The organism is Streptomyces sp. SID1328, assembly GCF_009865595.1.
Taxonomy (GTDB): Bacteria; Actinomycetota; Actinomycetes; order Streptomycetales; family Streptomycetaceae; genus Streptomyces; species Streptomyces griseoluteus.
In genome coordinates, this window is record NZ_WWKH01000713.1 from 1 (window position 1) to 2,398 (window position 2,398).

The following is a 2,398-nucleotide window of genomic DNA, read 5'->3' on the forward strand; positions in this document are numbered from 1 at the left end:
CGCCGCCTACCCCCGCCGCCGCGGCCGGGCGGCCCCGCCCCCGCGCGTCACCGTCGCCCCCGCCGCCTCCCGCCACGCCACGGTGATCGAGGTCCGCGCCCAGGACGCCCCCGGCCTCCTCTTCCGCATCGGCACGGCCCTGGACAAGGCGGCGATCCGGGTCCGCAGCATGCACGCCAGCACGCTGGGCGCCAACGCGGTGGATGCCTTCTACGTCACCAGCGGCACCGGGGCGCCTCTGCCCCCGGAGGACGCGACGGCGACCGCCCGGGTGCTGGAGGAGGCGCTGCGGGCCTGAGACAGGTGCCGGCCGCTACTCCCCGCTCGCCGAGTGCGACGGGCGGGGACGAATCGCTTGCGCGGCCGGATACCCTGGAGGGCAGCCCAAAATGACTCCGACCTCGAGGACCGACGCCGCCGTGTTCGATACTCTCTCCGACCGCCTGTCAGCGACTTTCAAGTCTCTCCGGGGCAAGGGTCTGCTGACCGAGGCGGACGTCGACGCCACGGCGCGTGAGATCCGCATCGCCCTCCTCGAAGCGGACGTGGCGCTGCCTGTCGTCCGGTCGTTCATCAAGAACGTCAAGGAGCGCGCGCTCGGCGCCGAGGTCTCGCGGGCTCTGAACCCCGCCCAGCAGGTGCTCAAGATCGTCAACGACGAGCTGGTCACCATCCTGGGCGGCGAGACCCGCCGCCTGCGTTTCGCCAAGCAGCCGCCGACCGTGATCATGCTGGCCGGTCTCCAGGGTGCCGGTAAGACCACGCTCGCGGGCAAGCTCGGCCGCTGGCTGAAGGAGCAGGGCCACTCGCCGCTGCTCGTCGCCTGCGACCTCCAGCGCCCCAACGCCGTCAACCAGCTCAGCGTCGTCGCCGAGCGCGCCGGTGTCGCGGTGTACGCCCCCGAGCCGGGCAACGGCGTCGGCGACCCGGTCAAGGTCGCCAAGGACTCCATCGAGTTCGCCAAGGCCAAGGTCCACGACATCGTGATCGTGGACACCGCCGGCCGCCTGGGCATCGACCAGGAGATGATGCGGCAGGCCGCGGACATCCGCGACGCGGTCTCCCCGGACGAGATCCTCTTCGTCGTCGACGCCATGATCGGCCAGGACGCGGTCAACACCGCCGAGGCGTTCCGCGACGGCGTCGGCTTCGACGGCGTGGTGCTCTCCAAGCTCGACGGTGACGCCCGCGGTGGTGCCGCCCTGTCGATCCGGCAGATCACCGGCAAGCCGATCATGTTCGCGTCCAACGGCGAGAAGCTGGACGAGTTCGACGCGTTCCACCCCGACCGGATGGCCTCCCGCATCCTCGACATGGGTGACCTGCTCACCCTGATCGAGCAGGCGGAGAAGACGTTCAGTCAGGAAGAGGCCGAGAAGATGGCCTCGAAGCTGGCGTCGAAGAAGGGCCAGGACTTCACCCTGGACGACTTCCTGTCCCAGATGGAGCAGGTCAGGAAGATGGGCAGCATCAGCAAGCTGCTCGGCATGCTCCCGGGCATGGGCCAGATCAAGGACCAGATCAACAACATCGACGAGCGGGACGTGGACCGCACGGCCGCCATCATCAAGTCGATGACCCCGGCCGAGCGCACCGACCCGACCATCATCAACGGCTCCCGCCGCGCCCGTATCGCCAAGGGTTCCGGTGTCGAGGTCAGCGCGGTGAAGGGGCTGGTGGAGCGGTTCTTCGAGGCGCGCAAGATGATGTCCCGCATGGCCCAGGGCGGCGGTATGCCGGGCATGCCGGGGATGCCGGGCATGGGCGGCGGCCCCGGCCGCACCAAGAAGCAGCCCAAGAAGGCCAAGGGCAAGCAGCGTTCGGGCAACCCGATGAAGCGCAAGCAGCAGGAGCTGGAGGAGGCCCAGCGCCGCGAGGCCGCCGCGCAGGGCGGCAACGCGCTCGGTCTGCCCCAGCAGGGCGGCAAGGACTTCGAACTCCCCGACGAGTTCAAGAAGTTCATGGGCTGACGCCGGTCCCGCGCACGTGCCGAGGGCGCCCCTTCTTCGTGAGGGGGCGCCCTTCGCGCATCAGGGTGTGCCCCGCTAGGGCACGCGGGCGATCAGGTAGCGGAAGACGTTCGGCATCCAGACCGTCCCGTCCGGGCGCCGGTAGGGGTGCAGGGACTCGGTCAGCTCCTTGGCGACCTGCTTGCGGTCCGTCGCCGCGACGGCCGCGTCGAACAGGCCGGTCGACACCAGCCCGCGTACCGCGCTGTCGGTGTCGGCGTACCCGAACGGGCAGGCCACCCGGCCGGAGCCGTCCGGCCTCAGTCCCGCGCGCAGGGCGACCTCCTCCAGGTCGTCCCGGCGGGCCGGGCGCCAGGTGCGGGCACCGCGCAGCGGTTCGGCCAGCTTGGCGGCGACCCGCAGCACGGTGGAGGTGGCGCACCGCTCGG

At 70.9% G+C, this 2,398-nt stretch carries 2 protein-coding genes and 1 pseudogene; 2 read left to right on the plus strand and 1 reads right to left on the minus strand.

Features of this window, described 5'->3' with window-relative positions; all coding sequences use genetic code 11:
* Nucleotides 1-298: ACT domain-containing protein (locus tag GT030_RS22945; protein WP_161202707.1), on the plus strand; the 298-nt coding region annotated here is incomplete at its 5' end.
* A 121-nt stretch (nucleotides 299-419) separates the two neighbouring features.
* Nucleotides 420-1,970, plus strand: coding sequence for a signal recognition particle protein (ffh, locus tag GT030_RS22950; protein ID WP_161202708.1), 1,551 nt, complete (start codon nucleotides 420-422; stop codon nucleotides 1,968-1,970).
* 75 nt (nucleotides 1,971-2,045) lie between these two features.
* On the opposite strand, the pseudogene GT030_RS22955 reads toward ffh, so the two are convergent.
* A pseudogene (locus tag GT030_RS22955) lies at nucleotides 2,046-2,398 on the minus strand (SAM-dependent methyltransferase); the annotation flags it as partial.